We start from the raw sequence: 24,439 nt of genomic DNA on the forward strand, positions 1-24,439 counted from the left end.
CCTACACTGTCGCCGTGCCCGCGACCCCGCAGTCCCCGCTCGCCCGGGGCCCGCGCCGCCGCATCGCCGCGATCGGTCCGGTCACCGTCGTCGTGGTGGTCGTCGTGGCGGTGATGCTCGCGGTGACACCGGAGCGCGGCGACACCACCCGCGTGGACCGGCGGGAGTTGCAGTCGCTGCTCGACCGGTGGTCCACCGCAGTCCGGGCCGCAGATGTCGAGGCGTTGACCTCCGTCGTGGACGCCACCGCCGCCGACCTGCTGGACTCCGAACGGCGCCGTGCCGACGCACTCGCGAGTGTGCCGACGGACGAATTCGGCTACGTGCTCGGTCCCGCTCTCACCGTGCCCGCCGACATCTCCGACCGGTACGGCACGGCCACGGTCCGTACCCACGCCGTCGAACTGCGCTACGCGCTGGCCGGTGTCGACGCCGACACCACCACCGAACCCGTCACCGTGTCGTTCGTCCACCGGCCCGGCGGCTGGCGCATCGCCGCCGACGACCCGATCCCGGGACGCTCCGTGACCTGGCGCGGCCCCTGGGACCACGGTCCGCTGGCGGTGAACGACGTAGCGACGGCCGGCGGCCGCAGCCTCGTCCTCGCACATCCCGACCGTGCGGAGTTCGCCGCGTCCGTCCGCGCCGAACTACCCGATGCCGTCGACGCGGTGTCGGACCTGTGGGGCACCGCATGGCCGCAACGCACCGCGATCGTCGTGACCTCCACCCGCGCCGAGTTCACCGACCTGGTGGGAACCCGGCACGATGGCGACGACATCGCGGCCGTCGCGATCTCCGACGCCGTCGACCCCGGCGCAGCGCACGCCACCGGGCAGCGGATCGTCTTCAACCCCCTCGCCGGGGACCGACTCACCGCGGCGGGACTGCGCGGTGTACTCAGGCACGAGCTGACCCACATCGCCACCCGGGCGCACACCGTCGACGGCGCCCCGATGTGGATCCTCGAGGGCTACGCCGACTACGTCGGCCACCGAACGGATCCGCCCGCCGCCCCGACGGGCTCGGACCTCCGGCGCAACGCCCCCGGCCTCGTCGCCGACCTCGCCCGCACGGGCACACCGACCGCGCCCCCGGCCGACGCCGAGTTCGGTGATCCGCAACGTTCGCGTGTCGCCTACGAGGCTGCGTGGTCGCTGGCCGCCTTCGTCGCCGACCGGGCGGGGGAGAGCGCCCTGACCGAGCTGTACCGGCAGTTGGCCGCCGCACCGGCCGACACCGTCCGCACCGACCATGTCGTCGAGGACATCCTCGGTGTCACCACCGGCGAACTCGCCGACAGCTGGGGCAGCTGGTTGCGCGACCTCCTCGCCGCGCCCTGACCTGTCCGCACACCCACCGGTGTCACCGCCTACGGTGTAGCCATGCCGCGAACACTGCTGGTGACGAACGACTTTCCGCCCCGACCCGGGGGGATCCAGTCGTATCTGCGGGCGTTCGCCGCCCAACTGCCCGCCGACGACCTCGTCGTGTACGCGCCGCGGTGGCGCGGAGACAGCCACACCAGGTACGACGCGGCGCAGCCGTTCGAGGTCGTCCGCCACCCCACCACCTTGATGCTGCCCACCCCCGCCGTCGCGCGGCGTGCCGCACGGCTGCTCACCGACACCGGATGCGACACCGTGTGGTTCGGGGCGGCAGCACCACTGGCGTTGCTCGCACCCGGGCTGAGACGCGCCGGCGCCCACCGCATCATCGCGAGCACCCACGGCCACGAGGTGGGGTGGTCGATGGTTCCCGGTGGACGCCGGGCGCTGCGCAGGATCGGTGAGACCGTCGATGCCGTCACCTACGTCAGCCGCTACACCCGGAGCCGGTTCGCGTCGGCGTTCGGTCCCGAAGCGGGACTCGAACACCTGCCGTCCGGAGTCGACACCGAGCTCTTCCGCCCCGATCCGGCGGCCCGCGCAGAACTGCGTGCCCGCTACGGCCTCGGCGACCGGCCCACCGTGCTGTGCCTGTCGCGGCTCGTCCCCCGCAAAGGCCAGGACGTCCTCATCCGGGCGCTACCCGAGATCCGCAGGCGCGTCGACGGCGCTGCCCTCGTCATCGTCGGCGGCGGACCGTACGAGGAGCGGCTGCGTGCACTGGCCCGGGACACCGGAGTCGCGGACGACGTCGTGATCACCGGCGGTGTGCCCGCGGCGGAGCTGGCGGCGCACCACACCCTCGGGGACGTCTTCGCGATGCCGTGTCGTACCCGGGGCGCGGGATTGGACGTCGAGGGGTTGGGCATCGTGTATCTCGAAGCATCGGCGACCGGAATCCCGGTGGTCGCGGGCCGTTCCGGTGGTGCACCCGAGACGGTGCGCGACGGGGAGACGGGATACGTCGTGGACGGCACGTCGGTGTCGGCGGTCGCGACGGCCGTCGGCGGCCTGCTCGCCGATCCCGACCGGGCTGCCGCGATGGGTGCGGCGGGTCGGCGTTGGGTGTCGGAGCAGTGGCGCTGGGACGTGCTCGGCGGGAAGCTGCGTGGGCTGCTCGACGGCGCTCCGGGGTCCGGTGCGGCACCGACGACCCGGGGTGAGAACCCCGGCGGTCCCGTCGGTATGTGAAGCTGTCCGGCGTGAGCAGCATTCAGGTGGCCGACCAGACGTTCATCGCCGCGAGCCCCGACCGCATCGCCGAGGCCGTCGCGGCACCGGGCCGGTGGCGTGTGTGGTGGCCGGATCTCGCCTTGACCGTGCGTGAGGACCGGGCCGAGAAGGGAATCCGGTGGGCGGTCACCGGTCCGCTCGACGGCACGATGGAGGTGTGGATCGAACCCGCACTCGACGGGGCGATCGTCCACTACTTCCTTCACTGCGAGCCCACGGGGGTGGCACCCGATCGTGTCGCGACGCTCGATCTCGCCGGGATGAACCACGACCGCCGGGTGGCCGGCAAGAGGATGACCTTCGAGGTCAAGCAGCGTCTCGAAGCGGGACGGCCGGCGGGGGAACCGCCCCGCACCGCGTAGGCGCACCTCGGATCGGAACCCGGATACCCTACCGCTACGGTGTCCGGAGAGGACACCGTGCGGGACGGACGAAAGGGAGCCTTCGTCGAATGGCAGAGAAGACCAGACGGTCGATCACCATCGATGCGCCGGCCGAACGGGTGATGGCCGTGATCGCGGACTTCGACAGTTACCCCACGTGGGTCGAAGCGGCACAGAGCGTCGAGGTCCTCGATCGGCTTCCCGACGGCAGAGCAGCACGCGTCCGATTCGTGCTCGACGCGGGAATCGTCAAGGACACCTACGTGCTGCGCTACCGGTGGGCCGGGGACGGGCGCGCCGTGAGCTGGGAGCTCGAGAGCGGCGAGATCCAGAAGGCGCAATCGGGTAGCTACGTCCTCGGCGACGCCCCGGGTGGCGGCACCGTCGTCGACTACGAACTGACCGTGGACCTGACGATCCCCATGATCGGCCTGTTCAAACGGAAGGCAGAGAAGGTCATCACCGACACCGCCTTGAAGGAATTGAAGAAGCAGGTGGAAGACTGAACGCGCGGCAGGAACCCGGATCCGCGCGGATCCGGATGTTCCTGGGCAAGGGCGGCGCGGGCAAGACCACTCTGGCCGCCGCGACCGCCGTCCGTCTCGCCGCGGACGGACCGGTGCTCCTGGTCTCGCTCGATCGTGCGCACTCCACCACCGGGGTACTCGGCGTACCCGCAGGATCCGGGATCCGTTCGGTCGCGCCCGGTCTCGACCTGATCGAGATCGACAGCCTGGAACTGCTCGAGCGTCGCTACACCACGCTGTCGACCCTGGCGTCCGCCGTCGGCGGACACGACCACGCAGGGAACTTCCACCTCCCCGATCCCGCGGAGATCACCGGGCTGCCCGGAGCGCAGGACATCCTCGCCCTCACGGAGGTCGCGGCGCTCGCCGACGACGGACGGTGGGGCACCGTGATCGTCGACGCACCGGCGTCGGCCGATACGTTCGCGATGCTCACCGCGCCGCACACCGTCCTCGGATACATGGAGCGGATCTGGCCGCAGCACAGCCGCATCGCCGCGGCGACGGGACCCGACCCGCGGCTCGCGGTCGTCGTCGCACTGTTCGACCGGATCCTCGCCGCCGTCGACGCGGCGCGTGCCGTGCTCGAGGACCGCTCCCGCACCGACGTCACCCTCGTCGCGAACCCGGACCGTGCCGGGCTGTCGGAGCTGCGCAGGCTCCGGTCGTGGACCGCGCTCGCCGGTCTGCGGCTGCGCGAGGTAATCGTCAACGGCATCCTGCCCGATCTCGGCTCGGACGACTCGGCAGGCCGATGGTTGACGGCGCGGCGGAACGCCCAGCGCCGCGTCCTCGACGAGATGATCGACACCCTCGTCGAGGCCCCCGTCCGCGTGTGCGCGCAGGCGGAGGACGAACCGGTGGGGACGGCGTCCCTCGGCGCGCTCGCCGACTCCATCGAGGAAACCGTCGGGACCCGGCCGAACGGCGGTGCCGACGACCCGCCGGTGCGGATCCGGCACGATTCGGGGACGGGAGTGGACGCGGTGTACACCTTGCGAATGCACCTTCCCCTCGCAGATCCGTCGACACTGACCCTCGGCCGCACCGGAGACGACCTCGTCGTCGGGGCCGACGGCGCGCGTCGTCGCATCCGGCTGGCGTCGGGGCTGCGGCGGTGCACCGTCGCAGGAGCCGAGTTCGACGGCACCGGACTGCTCGTACGTTTCGCTCCGGACCCGGAGGTGTGGCCCTCGTGACCACCGACCACGACGCGTTGCTCGCGGATCTCCGGGTGCTCGCCGACACCGTGCTCGACCGGATCGAGGGGATCGTCGCGCAGATCGCCGACCCCGCCGTGCCGCACGCCGCGCACGACGGGGATCCCGACGGTGCCGAGACGCGCACCCGCCCGGACGGCGCATCGTGCGCCTGGTGCCCGATCTGCGCGCTCGCCGCGCTCATCCGCGGCGAGAACCACGAACTCCTCACCCGTCTCGCCGCGCAGATCGCCGCCCTGATCGCGATGATCCGCGAACTCCTCGCGCGGCTGCTCCCCGCCGCATCGGGCGACACCGGCGGACCCGACGTTCCCCCACCGGCGGCACCACCGGACGGTGGTGGCTTCGAACGCATCGCCGTGACGATCAGGCCGTGACACCGTGTCGGACCCACACGTGCTCACCATCGGAATCGACGTCGGAGGCACCAGCATCCGCGCCTCCGTCGTCGACGGGGCAGGGGAGGTCGTCGACTCCGCTCGGGCACCGACACCGGTGTCCGTCTCGGCCCTCGAGGATGCTCTGCACCGCGTGGTTCGTGACCTCGCGGAACGACACAGGGTGTCGGCCGTCGGACTCGCCGTCGCCGGGTTCGTCACCGCGGACCGACGCGGCGTGCGCTTCGCACCGCACCTTCCGTGGCTCGACGCGCCCGTCGCAGATCGGCTCGCCCGACGGTTCGCGCTGCCGGTGACCCTCGAACACGACGCGAACGCCGCCGCATGGGCGGAGTACCGGTTCGGTGCAGCGGCCGGCGCGGGCATCACGGTGATGGTGGCGCTCGGAACCGGGATCGGTGCCGCACTGCTGCTCGACGGTCGTCTCTTCCGGGGTGCGCACGGAATCGCCCCCGAACTGGGGCACCTGCAACTCGTTCCCGGTGGGCGCCCCTGTCCGTGCGGCAAGCACGGATGCTGGGAGCGGTACTGCAGCGGCACCGCCCTCGTCGACATCGCCGTCGAGATGCTCGCCACCGACCCGGCGAGATCGCAACTCGCGACCGAGGCAGCCGGCGATCCGGGATCGCTCACCGGCCGCCGGATCGCCGGAGCCGCCCACGACGGCGACCCGCTCGCGCTCGCCGCGATGGCCGAGTTCTCCCGGTGGCTCGGACTCGGCCTCGCGATCGTCGCCGACGTGTACGACCCCGAACTCGTCGTGATCGGCGGGGGAGTGTCGGGATCGGCGTCACTGTTCCTCGACGACGCGCGCGAGCACTACGCGGCGGCCACCACAGGCGCCGGGCATCGGCCCCTCGCCCGTGTCCGGACCGCTCAGCTGGGTGACGCCGCCGGGCAGATCGGTGTCGCCGACCTCGCCCGTCGCGCACTCGGGAACGCCCCCGAACGGACCCGGCCGGAGTGAGATTCTCGTCACGAAGGGCCGCCTCACGTGCATACCGGCACGCCACGACGTGCGTGTGACCGGTGAGGCGTCGTAGAGTCGAGCCGCGGGCGGGCTGTGTCCCGCGGATCGATCCCGGGAAGGATGCCATGTGGTACTGGCTGTTCAAGTACGTCCTGCTGGGCCCGTTGCTGTGGCTCATGGGCAGGCCCACCTACGAGGGTGGCGAGAACATCCCCACGAACGGCCCGGCGATTCTGGCGAGTAACCACCGCGCCGTGCTCGACTCGTTCTACCTGCCGTTGCTCGTGCGGCGACGCATCACCTTCCTCGCCAAGAGCGAGTACTTCACCGGCACCGGACCCAAGGGCGCGTTCCAACGCTGGTTCTTCTCGTCGGTCGGGCAGGTCCCGATCGACCGGACCGGCGCCGACGCCGCCCAGGACGCGCTCAACGCCGGGGTTCGCGTGCTCGACCAGGGCAAACTGCTCGGGATCTACCCGGAGGGAACCCGTTCGCCGGACGGTCGTCTGTACAAGGGCAAGACCGGTCTGGCACGCCTCGCACTCGAGACCGGCGTCCCCGTCATTCCGGTCGCCATGATCGGCACCGACAGGATGAACCCGATCGGCTCCAAGATGTGGAAACCCGCCAAGGTCACCGTCCGGATCGGCGAACCCATCGACTTCTCCCGATTCGAAGGCATGGGCGGCAACCGCTTCGTCGAGCGCACCGTCACCGACGAGGTGATGTACGCACTGATGCAGTTGTCGGGGCAGGAGTACGTGGACGTCTACGCGGCGTCGCTCAAGGACACCGGGACGAAGGGCGACGCACCGGAACAGACCGGCACCGCCGCCGTGCGCGCCGTCGGTTCCTCGGACGGCGACCCGGCCGACCACCCGGCCGACGCGCGCATTCCCGACACCCGCGCGGGCTGACGGGGACGCGGCGTCGTCGCGGCGGGTGGCGCCCGACTCGTCCCGGAACCGTCGCGGCATAATGTCCGCACGTGCGCTACTTCTACGACTGCGAGTTCATCGAGGACGGCCGCACCATCGAACTCGTGTCGATCGGTGTGGTCTGCGAGGACGGCCGCGAATTCTACGCCGTCTCGACGGAATTCGATCCCGACCGGGCCGGCACGTGGGTCCGCCGCAACGTGCTGCCGAAACTGCCGTCGCCCGCCCACCCGGCGTGGCGGTCGCGTGACCGCATCCGTGACGACCTGCTGAAGTTCCTCGTGCCGAGGCCGGGCATCCACCCGGAACTGTGGGCCTGGATCGGTGCGTACGACCACGTCGTGCTCGCGCAGCTGTGGGGGACGATGCCCGACCTCCCCGATGTGCTCCCACGGTTCACGCGGGAACTGCGGCAACACTGGGAGGACAACGGTCGTCCACCGCTGCCGCCGGTGCCCGACGACAACCACGACGCCCTCACCGACGCACGGCACAACCTCGCCAAATTCGATGCGATCGAGGCCGCCCGCCGTTCTCGATGAGCGGGTCCGGTGTACCCGTGCCGGACCGAAGCCATATTCTGGTTCCGTGAACTGGACTGTCGACGTGCCGATCGACCGCTTGCCCGAACTCCCACCGTTGCCGTCGGAGCTGCGTGATCAGCTCGACGCGGCGTTGGCGAAACCGGCCCTGCAGCAGCCGAGCTGGCCGCAGGACCAGGCGTCGGCGATGCGAACCGTGCTCGAGAGCGTTCCGCCGATCACGGTGCCGCGCGAAGTCGAGGAATTGCAGGACCAGCTCGCCGCGGTCGCCCACGGAGACGCCTTCCTGCTCCAGGGCGGCGACTGCGCGGAAACCTTCGCGGACAACACCGAACCCCACATCAAGGGCAACATCCGCACGCTGCTGCAGATGGCGGTGGTGCTCACCTACGGTGCGTCGCTGCCCGTCGTGAAGGTCGGTCGCATCGCCGGGCAGTACGCCAAGCCCCGGTCGTCCGACACCGACGCGCTGGGCCTGCCGTCGTACCGCGGCGACATGGTCAACTCCATCGTCGCCGACGCGGCGGTCCGCGCACACGACCCGTCGCGTCTCGTGCGGGCGTACGCGAACGCGAGCGCCGCGATGAACCTGGTGCGGGCGATCACCGCCGCGGGCGAGGCCGACCTGCATCGGGTGCACGACTGGAACCGCGAATTCGTGTCGAAGTCCCCGGCCGGCGCCCGATACGAGGCCCTCGCCGCCGAGATCGACCGCGGACTGCGGTTCATGGACGCCTGCGGTGTCGTCGACCCGAACCTGCGCGCCGCCACCATCTACGCGAGCCACGAGGCGCTCGTCCTCGACTACGAGCGCGCCATGCTGCGTCTCGACGAGACCGGTGACGAACCCCGCCTCTACGACCTGTCCGCGCACTTCCTGTGGATCGGCGACCGCACCCGCCAACTCGACGGCGCGCACATCGCGTTCGCGGAACTGCTCTCGAACCCGATCGGGCTCAAGGTGGGCCCGAGCACCACCCCCGACATGGCCGCGGAGTACGTCGAGCGTCTCGACCCCACCAACAAGCCGGGAAGACTGACCCTGATCTCGCGGATGGGATACAGCAAGGTGCGCGACGTGCTGCCCGCGATCGTCGAGCGTGTCGAAGCCACCGGCCACAAGGTGATCTGGCAGTGCGACCCGATGCACGGCAACACCCACGAATCGTCCACCGGCTACAAGACCCGGCACTTCGACCGCATCGTCGACGAGGTCCAGGGATTCTTCGAGGTGCACCGGGCGCTCGGTACCCACCCCGGCGGTATCCACGTCGAACTCACCGGTGAGGACGTCACCGAATGCCTCGGCGGTGCCCAGGACATCTCCGACGTCGATTTGCACGGCCGTTACGAGACCGCGTGCGACCCGCGGCTGAACACCCAGCAGTCCATCGAACTGGCGTTCCTCGTCGCGGAGATGCTGCGCGGCTGACCGAGAGCGGGCCGTCGCCGGGTGCACACCGGTGACGGCCCGAGCCGTCCGATCGCGGACGGTCGGCGCGGACCCCGTCAGGGCAGAGCCGTGAGCACCACCGTGGAGCCGGGTTCGGCGCGGGAACCCGCTCCGGGACTCTGACCGACGACCACCGACAGATCGGTGTCCGCGACCTGCCGCACCTCGATCTCGAACCCGAGGCGCACCAGTTCCTCCCGCGCCGACGCCAACGAACGCCCCAACATCGACGGGACCTTCACCGCGTTCGACACCAGCAACGTGACGGTGCTGCCCGCCGACACGGTCGTTCCCGCCTCGGGATCGGTGCCGGCGACCAACTCGCCGTCCACATCGGGATCGAACACCTCCCGCTGTCCCGCGACCGTCACTCCGGACTCGTCGAGCACCCGACGGGCCTCGTCGACCGTGTGTCCCGCCAGGTCGGGCAACTCGACCGGGGCGAACCCCTTGCTGACGATCACCTTCACCTGCGAGCCGACGGCCAGCACGGTGCCCGGTGCGGGGTCGAGCGCGGCGACGCCGCCCTCGGGAACAGTGGAGCTGAAGGCCGAACCCCCGTCGACGGGTTCGAACGTCCGCTTACGCAACTCCTGGTCGACGGTGTTGCGGTCGCCGCCGCCGGGAATCGACGGCACCGTCGGTCTGCCCAGCGACACCAGCAACGCGACGGTGCCACCGCGCGCGGCCCGGGAACCGAACGCGGGGTCGGTGCCGAGCACCGTGTCCGCGCCGATGTCGTCGGAGTACTCGCCCCGGATGTCGGTGGACAGGCCCGCCGCCTCCAGCGCGGCGACGGCCTCGCCCTGCCCCAGCCCCCGGACGTCCGGCACATCGGTGAACCGACCCGACCCGAGCCACCATCCGGCCAGGCCCAGCACCAACGCGACCACCACGATCAACACCGCCCACACGGTGGTCGTGCGTCGGGTGTGTCGCCGCCGGTCGAGGTAGGCACTGCGGTCGTCCGGTGCGCCGCCGGGCGGGGAATCCGACCGGGGATGGGCGGCGGTGACGACCTTGGTGTGCTGGGTCGGCGCGACCGGAACCGCAGGACGTTGCTGCCCCGAGAGCGGTTCCGGCGGCGACGCGTGGTGATGAACGACCGTCGGCGCCGCGTGTTGCTGAGACACCGGCGGCTGCTGGGACACCGCGACCGTCGGGTCGGTGCCGGGATGCGGCTCGGATGTGAGCACCGTCGTCCTCGGTGCGGGATCGGACGCGGCAGGGTCGGCTCCCGGCCCGGACTGTCCGGTGCCCGCGGCCGAGACCACCGGCTTCGGTGCGGGCACCCGATACCGCGGCAGATCGAGTCGATCCACGACGTCCGTCAGCGCGGCCGCCATCGCAGCGGCATCGTCGAACCGCTCGTCGGGTTCGCGTTCGGTTGCGTGCCGTACCAGATCGTCGAACTCCGCCGGCACCCCCTCGATCCACGCACTCGGATCCGGTACGTCCTTCTCGACGCGCTGATACGCGATGGACAGCGAGGTGTCGCCGGTGAACGGTGTGCGGCCGGTCAACATCTCGAACAGCAGGATCCCGGTCGAGTAGACGTCGCTGCGCGCGTCGGCGGCACCCGTCGTCACCTGCTCGGGCGACAGGTAGGCGGCGGTGCCGAGGATCACGCTGCGGGACGTGGTGTTCGCCGCTGCCACGGCGCGCACCAACCCGAAATCCGCGATCTTCACCTCACCACCGCGCGACACGAGGACGTTCTCCGGCTTGACGTCGCGGTGCACCAACCCCGCGCGGTGTGCCACGGCCAGCGCACCGAGGACGGGCGCGGCAACGGCCGCGGCGGCGTGCGGTGGCATCGGTCCGCGCTCGCGCAGCAGTTCGCGCAGGGTCCCACCCTCGACGAGCTCCATCACGAGGAAGACGTGGTCGCCGTCCTGCCCCTGGTCGTACACGGCGACCAGACCCGGATGAGTGAGCCGGGCGACCGCGCGGGCCTCGAACTCGAATCGCGACAGGAACTGCGGATCGGCTGCGAACTGCGAGTCCATCACCTTCACCGCGACGGGACGATCGAGTCGCAGGTCGGTTCCCCGATAGACGGTCGACATCCCGCCGCGGGCGATGCGCGACTCGATGCGATAGCGCCGGTCGAGGACGGTGCCGACCATCCGGTCGCCTCCTGCGGTCACCCGGTGTACCCCCGTGTCTCGTATGGTGGTGGCTGGCGGTGCCGGGGTCCGGCGCCGTGACGTCGATCGTAGCGACGCGGCCCGACCGGCAGTCGCCTACATCTCTGCTCACCGACGGCGATACCGTGGTGGATGTGAGTACCATTCCGTTCTGCGACGACGTCCTCGACAGCTCCGTCCCGGTGCTGCAGCTCGTCGACGTGGCCAAGCAACTCGACCTCGTCATCACCCGGGTCCATCAACTGCTCCACGATCGGCGGCTGCTCGCCGTCAAACGCGACGGGGTGCTCGGCGTCCCGGAAGCGTTCTTCGACGACACCGGGGCGGTCCTCAAGGGGCTGCCGGGCCTGATCGCGGTTCTCCACGACGGGGGATTCGGCGACGAAGAGATCCTCGAATGGATGTTCCGGCCCGACCCGACCCTTGCCGGGGGCAGCCCGATCGCCGCCATGCGCACCCATTCGGCGCGGGAGGTGATGCGCCGGGCGCAGGCCCTGGCGTTCTGATCGCGCGTCCCGGTCACCGCCCGGTCCCGGGCCTGCCGCGGTGCGGCCACAGACCCCCGCACGCGTCGGTGAGCAGCTGCGTCGCGACGACCGCCGCGCGGGTGCGCCCGGGCACCGCGGCGCGGCGATCGATGCGGAAGCCGGATGCTTCGACCTCGTCGAGAATCCGCGAATACAACACGAACGCGGTGCGGATCGCCGGACCGATCCGCGGCGGCAGCAGCGCGAGCCCCGGGTGCGCCCGGCGGTATTCGGCGCGCGTCAACGCGACGGCGTGCGCGAGCGCCCGACGCACCCGCGGATCGGGGAGCGCACCGCCGCGGGCCCGCAGCAGCATCTCGTCGTCGACCCCGTAGGCGGCCCACAGATCGGCCGGTAGGTACATCCGGCCGCGGTCGAGATCCTCGCCGACGTCACGGACGAAGTTGGTCAACTGGAACGCTTCACCGAGGGCGCGGGCGTAGGGGGCCGCGCGTTCGGGGTCGGTGACACCGAAGACCGGCAGCAACTGCAGACCGATGACGGCCGCCGAACCGTACGTGTATTCACGCAGTTCACGCATGGAGCGGTAGCGCACACGGTGCTCCGGTGTGCCGGGGACGTCCATGCGCATCGATCGGGCGAACGCCTCGAAGAGTTCGACGGGAATCGCATACCGATCGATGGTGTCCACGAGCGCACGAACCACCAGACCGGTCTCGTCCGGCGCACCCGGGTCGCCCGCCAACCCGGCGTGGAGTCGGGCGAGGGCGTCGTCCACACCGCGGGCTGCTGCTCCGGGATCGTCGACGGCGGTCACGTCCACGATGTCGTCGACGAGCCGGGCGAAGCCGTACAGCGCGTGGACGCCGCGGCGCCGCGGCTCGGGCAGCAGCCGCGCCGCGAGATGATAGGTGCGTCCGTGCTGCGCGGACAACGCGGCGCAGAAGCGGAATCCGGCATCCAGTTCGCGGGCCGCGGTCGGGTCCGACATCGGCACGATCAGGTGCTGTCGGCGGCTGCGGAGGCCGGGGCGACCGCATGCCCGCCGGTGCGTGCCCGGAGCCGCAGGGGATCGCGCTCGGTCAACGCGCGTGCGGCCACCCACGACGCGAACACCGCGAGTGCCACGTGCGCGAGGTTGTACATGCCGATCGACCCGTCCGGGTTGAAGATCAGCATCAGCCACGTGGAGAGCGCGACGAGGACGGTGAGGGTCCGGGTGGACATCGCGAACGCCGCGGCGACAGCGAGAGGCCACGAGTAGTACCAGGGCAGCGCCGCGGGGGACAGCAGGGTGACCGCGGTCAGGACCACGACGATCCCGAACACCGCGTCACGCTCGGTGCGGCGGTACCGCCACCACGCCGCGACGAGGATCACGACGAGCGCCACCATGCAGATCATCCGAGTCACGTCGAGGACGGAGCCCAGGCGCCACGGGGTGACCCACGTGACCACGTGGGCCATCATCGTCGGCAACGACAACCAGTTGATGATCTTCGACGAACCGGACAGGGCGGTGAGCCAGCCGATCCCGACGCCCGCGGCGAGTGTCGCGGCGCCGAACACCGCCGCGAACACCGCACCCCCGATACCCGCGGCCTTGACGAACAGCCGGATCGGCGACGGGGGTTCGCGCCCGTCCTCGCGTGCGCGATCGCGTTCGTGCACCATCCACACCCACACCAGGAACGGCAGCGCGAGCCCGGCGGTCGCCTTGATGGCGGCGCCCAGCGACACCAGGGCGATGCCGCTGACGTGCCGTCCCTCGAGGACCAGCACGATTCCCGCGACCATCAACCCGACCATCAACAGTTCGTTGTGCACACCGCCGACGAGGTGGACCAGCACCAGCGGATTGAGGACCGCGAGCCACAACGCCACCGACGGGTCGCCGCCCATCCTCCGGGCCAGCCGGGGGATCGCCCACGCCATCAGTACGAGGCCGGGCAGCATCGTCACGCGCCACAGCCAGGTGCCCGTGACGACATCGTCGCCGGTGAGCGACGTGATCCCCGCGCCGAGCAGCAGGTGCACCGGACCGTACGGCGTCGTCGTCGTGGTCCACACGTTGCTGACGTTGTCCAGCAGCACACCCGGGTTGACGACGGGGCCCTCGGAGTACGGATCGAAACCGTCGCGCAGCATGGCGCCCTGCGCGAGATACGAGTAGGCGTCGCGGCTGAACATCGGTGTCGCGACCAGCAGCGGCACCGTCCAGGCAGGTAGCACCGTCCACAGGTCGCGTAGCGTCGTCTCCTTCGCGAGGGTGGCGCGGCCCAGCCGCACCCACGCGCCGACCATCACCAGGACCCCGACCCACACGAGGATCGTGGACAACAGATTGCCGTGCCCGAACCGCAGCCACGACAGGTACATCGATTCCAGCAGCGGGTCCACCCGCCGGGTGCTGCCCGCCCCGAAGCTGCCGAACGCGAGCAGTGCCGCGCCGCACGCACCGAGCAGTGCGGCGTTGCCCGCCGGGCTGCGGAGGAACGAGACCGACCTGGACGTCGACACGCCGGGGGACGACATGGATCCGATTTCCTCCCCCGGAAGGTGTGGCGCAGGTGTGCGTCTGACGTAGAACGATGACACAGTCTAGTGGAGACCCGGACCGGTGCCCCGCCGGGCATGGCGTCGGCGTTCCACGCCGAGGCGTTCGGCGGCCAGCCGACCGGACAGAAGCACGGTCGGTACGCCCACCCCCGGCACCGTCCCCGACCCCGCCAGCACCACACCGGGATGGCGCGGATCGACGTTGCGGCGGCGGAACGGCCCGGTCTGACGGAACAGGTGAGCGCCGGCGAACGGACTGCCCGCCGACATCCCGCGGGACCGCCACGTCGCGGGGGTGTCCACGTGATCCACGCGGAATTCGTCCGAGATACCCGAATATCCGCGGTGCTCGAGGACCGTCACCAACTCCCGCGCGTACGGGCCGGAGAGGGCGTCCCAATCCAGCGGCGCACTGTCCAGATTCGGGCAGGGCGCCAGCACCGACAACGGTTCGTGCTCCGCGCCCTCCCGGTCGAACAGCTGCCCGGAATCCGACAGCGCGGGCCGGGTGATCAACAGGGACGGGTCGGACATGAGCCGGCCACGACCACGCGGCGCGGTGATCTCCGCGAACGTCTCCTCCCAATGCTCTCCGAAATCGATCACATGGTGACGTTGCGCCGCCCAGGTGCGGGTGGTCGCCGTCGGCACGCTGCCGTGCAGGACCACCGCGGACGGTGACGCCACCACCCGACGTCGCCGGGGCCCGAGCAGCGCATCGACCACCGGAAGATCCGGGGTCAGGACGAGGGCATCACACCGATGACGGGCCCCGCCGGAATCCACCGCCGCGGTCACCCGGCGACCGGCACGATCGACGGACACCACCTCGGTGTCCGTGCGGAGTGTGCCTCCGGCCGCGACGAACGCCTCCGCCATCACCTGCGCCACCCGGCGCATCCCGCCCTCCACCGCGTACACCCCCAGCGACGTGTCCATGTGCGCGATCGCGGCGTACACGGCCAGTGCGCGTGACGGCGCCACCCCCGCGTACAACGCCTGGAAGGTGAACACCCGCCGCAGCCGCGGGTCCCGGATCCGGCGACCCACCTGCCCACCCAACCGGCCGAAGGCGCCGAGCCGTACCAGCCGTGTCAGATCGGCGACGGCGCCGCGTGAGGACACCAGATCCAGCGGCGAATCGAAACTCGCATCCATGAACCGATCGAATTCGGCGTCGAACACCTCCGCCAGCCACCGCCGCAGCCGCAGGTACCGGCGTGCCTCGTCGCGGCCGCACACCCGCGTGACCTCGGCGGCCATCGCGTCCGGATCCGAGAACACATCCAAGGTGGTGCCGTCCGCGAACCGCGCGTGATAGGCAGGGGAGAGCAACGTCGTGCGCAACGGCGGCTCCACCGACGAGAAGTCCGCGCCCACCGCCGCGAGCGCGTCGGCGATCAACTCGGGCATCGTCAGGACCGTCGCCCCGTTGTCGATCTCGTAACCCGGACCCCGATACGCGCCGACCCGGCCGCCGACCGACGACTCGCGTTCGAGGACGGTCACGTCCCGGCCCGCCCCGACGAGATGCAACGCGCACGACAGCCCCGCCAGCCCCGCCCCGACGACGACGACACGCTGCGCGTCGGGCACCGTACGCAGCCCGGACCTCACGCGATACGACGGGTCGCGGCGACCGCGGCATCCCGCAGGAGAGCCTTGCCGGGGTCCGTTGCGGACGACGCGTCGAGTGTCTCGAACGCACGCTCCGTCAACGCGGTGATCCGCTCCTCGACACGGTCGACGGCGCCGAGTCCGATCAACAACTCCCGCAGTTCCTCGACCTGCCCGTCGGTGAGGTCGCTGCCGATCGCGTCGCGCAGGACCGCCGCGGCGACCCGATCGGTGGCATCGGCGGCCTCGAGTGCGGCAGCGAACAGCACGGTGCGTTTGCCGGCGCGCAGATCGTCCCCGGACGGTTTGCCCGTCACCTCGGGGTCGCCGAACACCCCCAGGAGGTCGTCGCGCAGCTGGAAGGCCAGACCGATGTCGGTACCGAACCGCCGGTACGCATCCACCAGGGCATCGTCGGCGCCGGCGAGAACCGCCCCGATGTGCAGCGGCCGCTCGATCGTGTACGCGGCGGTCTTGTACCGGTTGACCCGGGTCGCGGCCTCCACCGACTCGTCGGCCGACACCTCCCCGGCGATGTCCAGGAACTGACCGCCGAGCACCTCCGTGCGCATCGCCGACCACACCGGCGACACCCGGGCGAGCGCCGCCCCGTCGAGACCCGACTCGCGCAGCATGTCGTCGGCCCACACCAGCGACAGATCACCGAGGATGATCGCGACCGCCTCGCCGAAATCCGCCGGGTCGCCGCGCCACCCCGCGCTCCGATGCCGATCCGCGTACTCCATGTGCACCGTCGCGAACCCGCGACGTGTCGTCGACGCGTCGATGATGTCGTCGTGGATCAGCGCACCCGCCTGCACCAGTTCGAGTGCCGAACACGCCCGCAGAACCGAATCGGCACCGGGCGCGGCCGGATCACCACCGGCACCGATCCATCCCGTCCACGCGAACGACGGGCGTACCCGTTTGCCGCCGCGCAGAACGAAGGCTTCCAATGCGGTCACGGCGTCCCGGTAACCACCGCCGACCGACGTGACGATCGGTGCTCGGGATTCGAAGAACTGCCGCAATGCGTCCTCGACGAATTCGGGCTGCAACGCGACGGGCACGGGGGCGGATCCGGTGGACAGGGTGTTCCTCCTGGTCGGGTGCTCGCAACAGCCCGCGACGACGCGGACGGCACCGGTATCAACCCTATCCGTCCCACGATGTGGTCGGCAGATGACCGGTCCTGGAACAGGGCATCCTATGCTGGTCCAATGGCTAGTGACCCGGGCACCGAGTCGCGCACCCCGTCGATCGTCGATCGGCTGGCTCCCGCGCGCAGCGGACGCATCCCCTTCTCCGTCGAGTTCTCGCCGCCGCGCGACGCAGACGCCGAGGCGCGGCTGTGGCGTGCAGTCCGGGTCTTCGAGCGGCTCGGACCCGCGTTCGTGTCCATGACCTACGGTGCCGGCGGATCCACCCGCGACCGCACCGTCCGCGTCACCGGCCAACTCGCCGAGGAGACGACGCTGCTGCCCGTCGCGCACCTGACGGCGGTCGGCCACAGCGTCGACGAACTCCGCGCGATGGTCGGCGCCTACGCGGACCGGGGAATCACCAATATCCTCGCACTGCGCGGCGACCCGCCCGGAAACCCGCTCGGCGACTGGGTCAAACACCCCGAGGGCCTCGAGCACGCCGACGAACTCGTTCGTCTCGTCCGTGAACTCGGGGACTTCCACGTCGGTGTCGCCTCCTTCCCCGAAGGACACCACCGGTCGCCGGACCTCGACCACGACACCCGGTACCTCGCCCACAAGCTCCGCGCCGGGGCCGAGTACTCGATCACCCAGATGTTCTTCGACGTCGAGCACTACCTGCGGCTTCGGGATCGTGTCGTCGCACTGGACGCTGAGCAGGGACTCAAACCGATCATCCCCGAGATCATGCCGATCACGTCGCTGCGGTCGGCACGCCGAAGCCTCGAACTGTCCGGGTCGCGGCTTCCCACCGCGCTCGAAGAACGCCTCGTCCGCGCCGCCGGTGACGGTCCGGAAGAGAACCGTGCAGCGGTGCGCGAGGTCGGTATCGACGTCGCCACCGAGATGTGCGAGCGGCTCATCGCCGAGGGTGCACCGTGCCTGCACTTCATCACCCTCAACTTCGCGCGGGCCACCGGCGAGGTACTCGCCCGGCTCGGGATCGAGATGGAGGCGCCCGCCGCACAACCGGCCTGACGGTCACCGGACCCCGTCCGGTCCGTCCGGCGATCCGGGTGTGCCGACTCCGGTCGTCAGGGCAGCACTCGACCCTTCCACCGTGCCCCACCCGATCTCCGTAATCGCAGGGACATCGCCGTCAACGCTGCGAACACCACGACCGATGCGGGGTGGGCGATCGCAGACGCCACATCACCGGTGGTGGGCCGGCCCCCGCGTTCGGTTCCGGCGGCCACGGCACGGGACGTCACCGCTGCCGCCGCACCGGCCAGTCCCCACACGCGGAGCCGGCCGCTCCCGGTGATCGCAGCGACCGGCGGAACCAGATAACCGAGCGTGTACACGGCGACGACCACGCCGGCGCCCAGCGGGGAGCCGAACGCCGACCACAACCAGCGTGTGTAGCCGCGCACGAGCGCGGCATCGCCGGTGTACATCCGGCACGACACGTGCGGTGCCGCCGCGGCGACCATCGTGCGTGCACCTGCGCGGCGCAACACCCGGGCGAGATCGAGATCGTCCGTCGCGCTCCCCGCGACCGCGGCGTGGCCTCCGGCCTCCGCGTACGCCTGGCCGTCCACCACCAGGAACTGGCCGCATGCCACGACCATCGACGGCCGCGACGACCGGTGGGACACCGCGACGGGCAGACTCGAGAACCACGACCAGAACAACAACGGCTGCACCAGTCGTTCGAGGAGAGAACCCGCCACCTGCCGAGGCCACGGCGACACCAGCGCCGCCCCCGAGTGGCGAAGCAGGTTCACCGCCGACGCGATCGCATCCGGACCCAGGCGCACATCGGCGTCGACGAACACCACGACGCCGTCGGACGGAAGTCCACCCCGCTCCCGGAACGCGAACGAACAGGCGGCGGCCTTCCCCGTCCAACCGGCAGGCGGGCCGTCCTCGGACCGGACGACGGTGAACCGGGAATCTCCCCCGGCCGCGTCGCGCGCGACCTCGCCGGTGCCGTCGGTGGATGCATCGTCGACGATGTGCACCGTCAGGCGCGGCACCCCCCGCTGCGCCCGCAGATCGCCGACGACATCGGCGATGCGACGGGCCTCGTTCCGCGCGGGAACGACCACGGCGACCGACTCCGCCACCTGCGCACCCGGGGTGAGTCGCGGCAGCGTGGCACGGTTGACCGCCGCGACGACGGCGCCGGCCACGGCGATGGACGTCCCCGCCGCGACACTTGCCGCCGCCGCGCTGTTCGCTCGCGCCGAGGAACCGGGGGTCAGGACTCGTCCCGATCCCGTGCCGACACCCGGGTGGGCGCGGGATTGCGGTTGAACCACGCCATCGCGGCGACGATCAGTGCCACGGAGACGGTCGCCGCCGCGACGATGCCCGCCCACCCGGCGAAACCGCGCGTGTTCGGGTCCGAATACCGCACCTCCGCCCGCAGTGTCGTCACCTCGCCGGCCGGAAGCTTCCACGTCACGATCGAATCCGATTCGCGGGTGCCGTTGGTCGTCGCGACCCTCGCCGGGAACGCGATCGTCACCTGCACGTCGGTGCCCTGGGTCGGTGCGGATTCGAGATCGACCCGGCCCGTCAGCGACACGACGTCCCCGGCGCGCTGCAACGAGAGCTGGAACGAGCCGGCGCTCTGATCGGACATCGTCGTCAGTTGCTGGATGTCGCCGAACGTGAGATCGCTGAAGAACACCTGGCTGCCGACGTACCCGTCCTGCGAGTACTCCTGGACGCGGACCTTCCCGGCCAACGTCGAGGGCACCGTCAACTCGGGTCCCTTGTCGGTCTCGTCGGCGGGGATCGTCGCCGCGACGATCTGCCCCGACACACGATCATCGGACGAGATGCCCAGCGTCGCCTGCACACGCAGACACCCGGTCAGCGCGGGGATCATCAGGAGGAGGAGACCGACCGCAGCGACGACCCGGCGGCGAACGGACTGGAAGGGCTGCTGCACGTCGACCATCGTGCCAGGCGCGGGCGAGGACATCAGACCAACCGGCGCGTTCCGGCGCGTCGTCGCCCGCGTGTCGCGCGCCGCGCGGACATCGTCGACCACACGAGAGGCAACCCGAGCGTGCCCATCGCCACCAGGCCGTAGAGCGCGGAGAACCGCAACTCGGGTGCGTCGAGGAACACCAGATGCGCCAGGGCGGAACCCAGCCACGTCCACAGGAACAGCGCGACGGGCACGCCGTCGCCGGGTACGTCGCCGGGGCGCGCACAGCGCCGGTCGACGAAGTGCAGCGCCACGGCCATCAGCGCCGCGACGAGCAGCCAGCCCGCATAGTTCGTCACGGGAATGTGCAGCAACCCGGGCAAACCCGGCCCCCCGCACCACGACCACTGCCCGTCCGCGACCATCTGCGGATCCAGATACAGGTCCCAGCCGACCATCGCGACCACCACCGCCGACAACCGTGCCGGGACCGAACGCCACACCCGCTCGGCGACACACCAGATCGGGTACATTCCCGCGGTCCACGCGAACGGAACCACCAGCGGTACGTCGAGCAGCGACGGCCCGATCCGATCGACGGCGTACGTGTAGCAGCCGTACGGCACACCCGTCGCCGTGCCGACAACCTCCGACACGAAGCCGACACCCGCCGTGATCACCAGCAGCGCCCCCGCCCACCGCGGTCCGCGGGTCACCGTCGCGTGCACCAGGCATGTCGCGGCCGACAGCACCACGACAGCGACGGTCACCGCGTCCCGCGCGGAACCGTCGGTCAGGGGATAGAGGATCTGCGCACCGATCGTCGCGGCGGCGAGCGCCCACGGCGCCGCGACGCCGGGTGTCGGGGTCACGGTGCCTCCCGATCCGGGCCCCGCAGTGCTGCCCGTCTCACCGCGTCGGCCGCCGCCACCCGCGGCGCAGCCATCCGCCCCGCGCATCGCCGAGCGCGATCCGTGCGGCGCTGCGTCCGCTCGCGCCCGAGACACCACCGCCGGGATGGGTCGACGCTCCCGTCAGGTACAGCCGGTCCGCGCCCGGGACGCGATGACCGGCGAGTTCGGGTGCCGGTCGCCAGAAGAACATCTGATCGAGCGACATCTCGACGTGCATCACGTTTCCGCCGATCATCCCGAGTTCCCGCTCGATGTCGACCGGTGTCTGCGTGTGGACGTGGCGGACATCGGAGGAGAATCCCGGAGCCCACGTGTCCATCTCCCGGAGGATCCGGTCGGTCTCCGACTTCGCCACCGCGGCCCAGTCGCGGCCGCCGGAGAGCCGATGGGGATACCACTGCGACCACAGGGTGACCTGGTGTTCCCCCGCGGGGGCGATCGACGGGTCGAGCGCGGTGAAGCTCATCGCGAGCACGGCCGGTTCGGGGGGAAGATCACCGGCGAGCGCGGATCCGTGTGCGCGCCTCAACCGGGCCCGGTCGTCGACGAGCAACTGCAGTCCGGTGGTGTCGCCGCCGTCGCCGGGGGCACCGCGATAGCGCGGCAGCGACCCCGTGGCCAAGCGGAGCACCATGCCGATTCCCGGGCCCACCCGGATGCGGCGCCGCCACGTCTCGAGCGTCGCGTGGTCGAAACCGCCGCGTTCGAGCAGGTCGAGTGTGGTGAGGATGTGACATCCCGCTGTCACGGTGCGGGCGGAGACCACGCGTCCCGATTCGGTGAGCACCGACCAGTGGTCACCCGCGCGGCGGATGGCGGTGACGGAGTCACCGCACGTGACGGTCCCCCCGTCGGATTCGAGGCGGGAGGCGAGGGCCCGGGTGAGGGCACCGCTGCCGCCGACGGCGCGTCCCGGCGGCAGCGTGTGCATGAGGGCCGCGAACCCGACCATCGGTGCGGTGCCGGGTTCGGACATCGGCGGGCCCGACTGGGCGCCGAACCACGCGAGGGCGGCCTTGAGCGGTTCGTCGTCGAAGTACTCGTCGAGGAGCGCATCACCGGTGGTGAGGAACGCGCTGGACAGGGCGAGGCCACCGCCGTCGGCATCCAGTCCCCAGAACGAGGACAACAGGTGCCGACCCGTGGGCTCGGCGGTGAACGACTTCATCACCGCGGCGCTGCGCGGAGCCCAGTCCGCGACGAACCGGCGGTAGGCGTCGGCGTCCCGCGTCCCGCACGCGGCCTCGATCGACGCGCACGTGCGGTCGAGATCGCGGTGGAAGACGATGCCGGGGCGGTCGCTGCCCTGCGGGGACGGGGCGAAGGCCCACGGGTCGCAGTCCAGGTACCGCAGGCCGTGCGCGCCCAGATCGAGTTCCTCGACGATCCCGGAGTGGCGGATCATGATGTGGGCGGATGAACCGCGATCGACCGCGTGCCCGGGGAACCGTTCGACGGTGGAGACCGCGCCGCCGAGGACGGTGTCGCGTTCGAGGACCTCGACGGACCAGCCCTCGCGAGCCAGATAGCACGCGGCGACGAGAGCGTTGTGCCCGGAACCGACGACCACCGCGTCGAGGACGCTGCTCATCGCGGTACCTCCGACCGGCCGGACGAGGGATCGGGATCGAGGGGGAGGCGGCGTCCGAGGACCGCGAACGCGCGGGCGTCGCCGGTGAAGACGAACCGTCGCACGACGTCTTCGAACCCGGCGCGTCGGTACAGGCGCCACGCCCGGTTGTCCTCCTCGGGGACCTCGGGTGTCGACAGCAGGACGGTGCGTTCGGTGCGGTCGTGCAGAAGCCGCCGCAGCAGGGCCTCACCGATTCCGTGACCCTGCGCCTCGGGATGCACGTGCAGTTCGGTCAGCTCGAAGTAGTCGTCGAGGATCTCGTCGATCCGGTCGGAGGGGAGGCCGACGTGCCGCATACCGGTCCGCACCTGTTGGTTCCACCACTGGTGGGGGTTCCCCCGGTAGCCGTAGGCGATGCCCACGGGTGTGCCGGGAGCATCGGGCAGCGCGGCCGCGACGGCTTTCCATCCGCTCCGGCCGGCGTGCTCGGACCACATCGGTGCCCGGTGGTGCTCGGTGCCGCGCGGGTAACGCATCGCGGTGACGTAGATGGACAGGAGTGCGGGTAGGTGTGCCCGGAAGTCGGCCGGGGTCAGGTCGAAGAGGATCGGTTTCGCGACGTACCGATTCGGGTCCGTGCTCATGTGGGGACGGAGACCGCCTTCCCTTGACGACGTGTCGGTGGGTGCAGGTATATTGAATACGTCGAACGCATGTTCGATGTCGGGTATCCGGGGGGATGGCCGAGGGAAGCGGCCATCCCCCCGGATCTCACCGGGTGAAGTCGCGCCGGCCCACGACGCGACCGGAGAGTGAGGGGGATGCGATATGACCTCGCGAAGCATCGCGGGTTCCGGGGGCGTCGCCGGTTCCGGGATACGGCGCGCGACCGGGGCGTGTGGGGGTCGGCCCGTGTCCGCCCGAGCCTCGACGTTGCTGCGTCGCGCCGACGCCCTGTTGTCCGATGCGGTCGGCGCCGAACCGGCCGAACGGTTTCGCCTGGCGTACCTCGCCGCGCTGCGTGGCGCCGGTGCGGTCGTCGCGGCAGCCGAACTGGGTGCTCCGCGGCCGCCTCGGCGTCCCGCGACCCGCAACGCGTGGGTCCTGATGGCCCGCGCCGCCGACGACTTCGCGGGTTGGGCCGACTTCTTCGCCGACCGGTCCGCCGTGCGAGCGCAGGTGGAGGCGGGTGTTGCGCGAGTCGTCGATGCGGGAGAAGCCGATCGGTTCTTCGGTGAGGTCGGCCGCTTTCTCGGCGACGTGGAGCGGTACATCGCGGCCGACGAAGTATCGTCGAACGGGTGACTTTCGGCCGGGACGGACTGCCCGTTCCGGTGCCGCGGTCGAACTCACTTGCGGAGTTGGTGGTCCCGGACGAAATGTACTCGTATTATTGATTCAGGAAGCCGTCAAAGTCGGCTCCCCGTCGGATCGCCCCACGATCCGACGGCCACCGTTTAGTGCCGGGGGAGGTACCGTGCCACTCTCCGAGCACGAGCAGCGCATGCTCGAACAGATCGAGAGCGCGCTCTATGCTGAGGATCCCAAGTTCGCCTCGACCGTCCGCGGAAGCCGGTTGGGGATAGCGTCGAACCGGCGGCGGTTTCAGGCCGGCGCGCTGTTCGTCTTGGGTTTGACATTGCTCATCGCGGGAGTTGCGCTTCCGCTCAAGCCGGGTGGGTTCCCGGTCATCAGCTTGCTCGGGTTCCTCGTGATGTTCGGTGCGGGAGTCCTGTTGCTGGTGGGCGGTCGCGGACGCGCCGCGTCGCATTCGGGGTCGGCGGGTGCCGACGCTCCGAAGGGTGGTTCCGCGTCCTCGCGGGACCGGAAGCACAGCCAGAAGAAGCAGTCGGGCGGATTCACCCACCGGATGGAGGAGCGATTCCGGCGGCGGTTCGAACAGGGCTGATCGTGTACAGCAGGGGAGGGGTGCGGCACCGCCGCTGAACCCACCCGTGTCGCAGAAGAGCGGCGCACCCACCCGGGTGCGCCGATCG

General features: G+C 70.8%; 24 protein-coding genes. 14 read left to right on the forward strand and 10 right to left on the reverse strand.

What is annotated here, in order from left to right; all coding sequences use genetic code 11:
• Positions 1-14 precede the first annotated feature (14 nt).
• The 10 genes from LDQ05_RS12050 to LDQ05_RS12095 all read left to right on the forward strand — a co-directional run bounded on the left by LDQ05_RS12050 (position 15) and on the right by LDQ05_RS12095 (position 9,031).
• Complete coding sequence (locus LDQ05_RS12050) at positions 15-1,343, forward strand: hypothetical protein (protein WP_226437198.1); 1,329 nt, start codon at positions 15-17, stop codon at positions 1,341-1,343.
• A 42-nt stretch (positions 1,344-1,385) separates the two neighbouring features.
• A complete protein-coding gene (locus LDQ05_RS12055) occupies positions 1,386-2,579 on the forward strand; it encodes a glycosyltransferase family 4 protein (RefSeq protein ID WP_226437199.1) in 1,194 nt (397 codons plus the stop codon).
• 11 nt (positions 2,580-2,590) lie between these two features.
• The gene (locus LDQ05_RS12060; RefSeq protein WP_226437200.1) at positions 2,591-2,983 is read left to right on the forward strand and encodes a polyketide cyclase / dehydrase and lipid transport; all 393 of its coding nucleotides are present in this window, start codon (positions 2,591-2,593) and stop codon (positions 2,981-2,983) included.
• 89 nt (positions 2,984-3,072) lie between these two features.
• Positions 3,073-3,510 carry an SRPBCC family protein gene (locus LDQ05_RS12065; RefSeq protein WP_226437201.1) on the forward strand — a complete coding sequence of 146 codons (438 nt, stop codon included), beginning with the start codon at positions 3,073-3,075 and terminating at the stop codon, positions 3,508-3,510.
• A 35-nt stretch (positions 3,511-3,545) separates the two neighbouring features.
• Positions 3,546-4,730 (forward strand): ArsA family ATPase, encoded by a 1,185-nt coding sequence (locus LDQ05_RS12070; RefSeq protein WP_226437202.1) that lies wholly within the window; start codon positions 3,546-3,548, stop codon positions 4,728-4,730.
• Entirely contained in the window at positions 4,727-5,128 is a 402-nt protein-coding gene (locus tag LDQ05_RS12075; protein ID WP_226437203.1) for a hypothetical protein, read from the forward strand. The genes LDQ05_RS12070 and LDQ05_RS12075 overlap by 4 nt, the downstream gene beginning before the upstream one ends.
• Positions 5,129-5,147: 19 nt before the next feature.
• Positions 5,148-6,116, forward strand: coding sequence for an ROK family protein (locus tag LDQ05_RS12080; protein ID WP_226437204.1), 969 nt, complete (start codon positions 5,148-5,150; stop codon positions 6,114-6,116).
• A gap of 128 nt (positions 6,117-6,244) precedes the next feature.
• Complete coding sequence (locus LDQ05_RS12085; protein WP_226437205.1) at positions 6,245-7,036, forward strand: lysophospholipid acyltransferase family protein; 792 nt, start codon at positions 6,245-6,247, stop codon at positions 7,034-7,036.
• A gap of 71 nt (positions 7,037-7,107) precedes the next feature.
• On the forward strand, positions 7,108-7,599 hold the full coding sequence (locus tag LDQ05_RS12090) for a polyadenylate-specific 3'-exoribonuclease AS (RefSeq protein ID WP_226437206.1): 492 nt from the start codon (positions 7,108-7,110) through the stop codon (positions 7,597-7,599).
• 46 nt (positions 7,600-7,645) lie between these two features.
• The gene (locus LDQ05_RS12095; protein WP_226437207.1) at positions 7,646-9,031 is read left to right on the forward strand and encodes a class II 3-deoxy-7-phosphoheptulonate synthase; all 1,386 of its coding nucleotides are present in this window, start codon (positions 7,646-7,648) and stop codon (positions 9,029-9,031) included.
• Between the two features lie 77 nt (positions 9,032-9,108).
• On the opposite strand, the gene pknB is transcribed toward LDQ05_RS12095, so the two are convergent.
• The gene (pknB, locus tag LDQ05_RS12100) at positions 9,109-11,202 is read right to left on the reverse strand and encodes a Stk1 family PASTA domain-containing Ser/Thr kinase (protein WP_226437208.1); all 2,094 of its coding nucleotides are present in this window, start codon (positions 11,200-11,202) and stop codon (positions 9,109-9,111) included.
• A 134-nt stretch (positions 11,203-11,336) separates the two neighbouring features.
• Here pknB and LDQ05_RS12105 point away from each other — a divergent pair, with 134 nt between their 5' ends.
• A complete protein-coding gene (locus tag LDQ05_RS12105) occupies positions 11,337-11,708 on the forward strand; it encodes an Rv2175c family DNA-binding protein (RefSeq protein ID WP_226437209.1) in 372 nt (123 codons plus the stop codon).
• A 13-nt stretch (positions 11,709-11,721) separates the two neighbouring features.
• Here LDQ05_RS12105 and LDQ05_RS12110 read toward each other — a convergent pair whose 3' ends face one another.
• The 4 genes from LDQ05_RS12110 to LDQ05_RS12125 form a co-directional block, all read right to left on the reverse strand.
• Positions 11,722-12,681 (reverse strand): phytoene/squalene synthase family protein, encoded by a 960-nt coding sequence (locus LDQ05_RS12110; protein WP_226437210.1) that lies wholly within the window; start codon positions 12,679-12,681, stop codon positions 11,722-11,724.
• A gap of 8 nt (positions 12,682-12,689) precedes the next feature.
• Positions 12,690-14,225 carry an alpha-(1->6)-mannopyranosyltransferase A gene (locus tag LDQ05_RS12115; protein WP_226437211.1) on the reverse strand — a complete coding sequence of 512 codons (1,536 nt, stop codon included), beginning with the start codon at positions 14,223-14,225 and terminating at the stop codon, positions 12,690-12,692.
• A gap of 66 nt (positions 14,226-14,291) precedes the next feature.
• Complete coding sequence (gene crtI / locus LDQ05_RS12120) at positions 14,292-15,866, reverse strand: phytoene desaturase family protein (protein WP_372461091.1); 1,575 nt, start codon at positions 15,864-15,866, stop codon at positions 14,292-14,294.
• Positions 15,863-16,957 (reverse strand): polyprenyl synthetase family protein, encoded by a 1,095-nt coding sequence (locus tag LDQ05_RS12125; protein ID WP_226437222.1) that lies wholly within the window; start codon positions 16,955-16,957, stop codon positions 15,863-15,865. The genes crtI and LDQ05_RS12125 overlap by 4 nt, the downstream gene beginning before the upstream one ends.
• Before the next feature lie 129 nt (positions 16,958-17,086).
• Between LDQ05_RS12125 and metF the strand changes: the two genes are divergently transcribed.
• Positions 17,087-18,049, forward strand: coding sequence for a methylenetetrahydrofolate reductase [NAD(P)H] (gene metF / locus LDQ05_RS12130; RefSeq protein WP_226437212.1), 963 nt, complete (start codon positions 17,087-17,089; stop codon positions 18,047-18,049).
• Positions 18,050-18,105: 56 nt separating this feature from the next.
• On the opposite strand, the gene LDQ05_RS12135 is transcribed toward metF, so the two are convergent.
• The 5 genes from LDQ05_RS12135 to LDQ05_RS12155 all read right to left on the reverse strand — a co-directional run bounded on the left by LDQ05_RS12135 (position 18,106) and on the right by LDQ05_RS12155 (position 23,086).
• Positions 18,106-19,206 carry a glycosyltransferase family 2 protein gene (locus LDQ05_RS12135; RefSeq protein WP_226437213.1) on the reverse strand — a complete coding sequence of 367 codons (1,101 nt, stop codon included), beginning with the start codon at positions 19,204-19,206 and terminating at the stop codon, positions 18,106-18,108.
• A gap of 68 nt (positions 19,207-19,274) precedes the next feature.
• Positions 19,275-19,982 carry an LppM family (lipo)protein gene (locus LDQ05_RS12140; protein ID WP_372461092.1) on the reverse strand — a complete coding sequence of 236 codons (708 nt, stop codon included), beginning with the start codon at positions 19,980-19,982 and terminating at the stop codon, positions 19,275-19,277.
• A gap of 23 nt (positions 19,983-20,005) precedes the next feature.
• Positions 20,006-20,827, reverse strand: a complete 822-nt coding sequence (locus tag LDQ05_RS12145; RefSeq protein WP_226437214.1) for a carotenoid biosynthesis protein — start codon at positions 20,825-20,827, stop codon at positions 20,006-20,008.
• Positions 20,828-20,864: 37 nt separating this feature from the next.
• Positions 20,865-22,460: a phytoene desaturase family protein gene (locus LDQ05_RS12150; protein ID WP_226437215.1), complete on the reverse strand. Its 1,596-nt coding sequence runs from the start codon at positions 22,458-22,460 to the stop codon at positions 20,865-20,867.
• Positions 22,457-23,086, reverse strand: coding sequence for a GNAT family N-acetyltransferase (locus tag LDQ05_RS12155; RefSeq protein ID WP_226437216.1), 630 nt, complete (start codon positions 23,084-23,086; stop codon positions 22,457-22,459). The genes LDQ05_RS12150 and LDQ05_RS12155 overlap by 4 nt, the downstream gene beginning before the upstream one ends.
• 268 nt (positions 23,087-23,354) lie before the next feature.
• On the opposite strand from LDQ05_RS12155, the gene LDQ05_RS12160 reads away from it, so the two are divergent.
• Both LDQ05_RS12160 and LDQ05_RS12165 read left to right on the forward strand, forming a co-directional pair.
• Positions 23,355-23,747 carry an SAV_6107 family HEPN domain-containing protein gene (locus tag LDQ05_RS12160; protein WP_226437217.1) on the forward strand — a complete coding sequence of 131 codons (393 nt, stop codon included), beginning with the start codon at positions 23,355-23,357 and terminating at the stop codon, positions 23,745-23,747.
• A 172-nt stretch (positions 23,748-23,919) separates the two neighbouring features.
• Entirely contained in the window at positions 23,920-24,351 is a 432-nt protein-coding gene (locus tag LDQ05_RS12165; protein WP_226437218.1) for an SCO2097 family morphological protein, read from the forward strand.
• Positions 24,352-24,439: the final 88 nt, after the last annotated feature.

The sequence above is a fragment of the Rhodococcus yananensis genome, assembly GCF_020515525.1.
GTDB lineage: Bacteria > Actinomycetota > Actinomycetes > Mycobacteriales > Mycobacteriaceae > Rhodococcus > Rhodococcus yananensis.

Excerpts from the sequence above, each read along its gene's own strand:
- LDQ05_RS12055 (WP_226437199.1), top strand. The coding sequence starts at position 1,386 with ATGCCGCGAACACTGCTGGTGACGAACGACTTTCCGCCCCGACCCGGG.
- LDQ05_RS12065 (WP_226437201.1), top strand. The coding sequence starts at position 3,073 with ATGGCAGAGAAGACCAGACGGTCGATCACCATCGATGCGCCGGCCGAA.
- LDQ05_RS12070 (WP_226437202.1), top strand. The coding sequence starts at position 3,546 with ATGTTCCTGGGCAAGGGCGGCGCGGGCAAGACCACTCTGGCCGCCGCG.
- LDQ05_RS12085 (WP_226437205.1), top strand. The coding sequence starts at position 6,245 with ATGTGGTACTGGCTGTTCAAGTACGTCCTGCTGGGCCCGTTGCTGTGG.
- LDQ05_RS12110 (WP_226437210.1), bottom strand. The coding sequence starts at position 12,681 with ATGTCGGACCCGACCGCGGCCCGCGAACTGGATGCCGGATTCCGCTTC.
- LDQ05_RS12115 (WP_226437211.1), bottom strand. The coding sequence starts at position 14,225 with ATGTCGTCCCCCGGCGTGTCGACGTCCAGGTCGGTCTCGTTCCTCCGC.
- metF (WP_226437212.1), top strand. The coding sequence starts at position 17,087 with ATGGCTAGTGACCCGGGCACCGAGTCGCGCACCCCGTCGATCGTCGAT.
- LDQ05_RS12140 (WP_372461092.1), bottom strand. The coding sequence starts at position 19,982 with ATGGTCGACGTGCAGCAGCCCTTCCAGTCCGTTCGCCGCCGGGTCGTC.
- LDQ05_RS12150 (WP_226437215.1), bottom strand. The coding sequence starts at position 22,460 with ATGAGCAGCGTCCTCGACGCGGTGGTCGTCGGTTCCGGGCACAACGCT.
- LDQ05_RS12155 (WP_226437216.1), bottom strand. The coding sequence starts at position 23,086 with ATGAGCACGGACCCGAATCGGTACGTCGCGAAACCGATCCTCTTCGAC.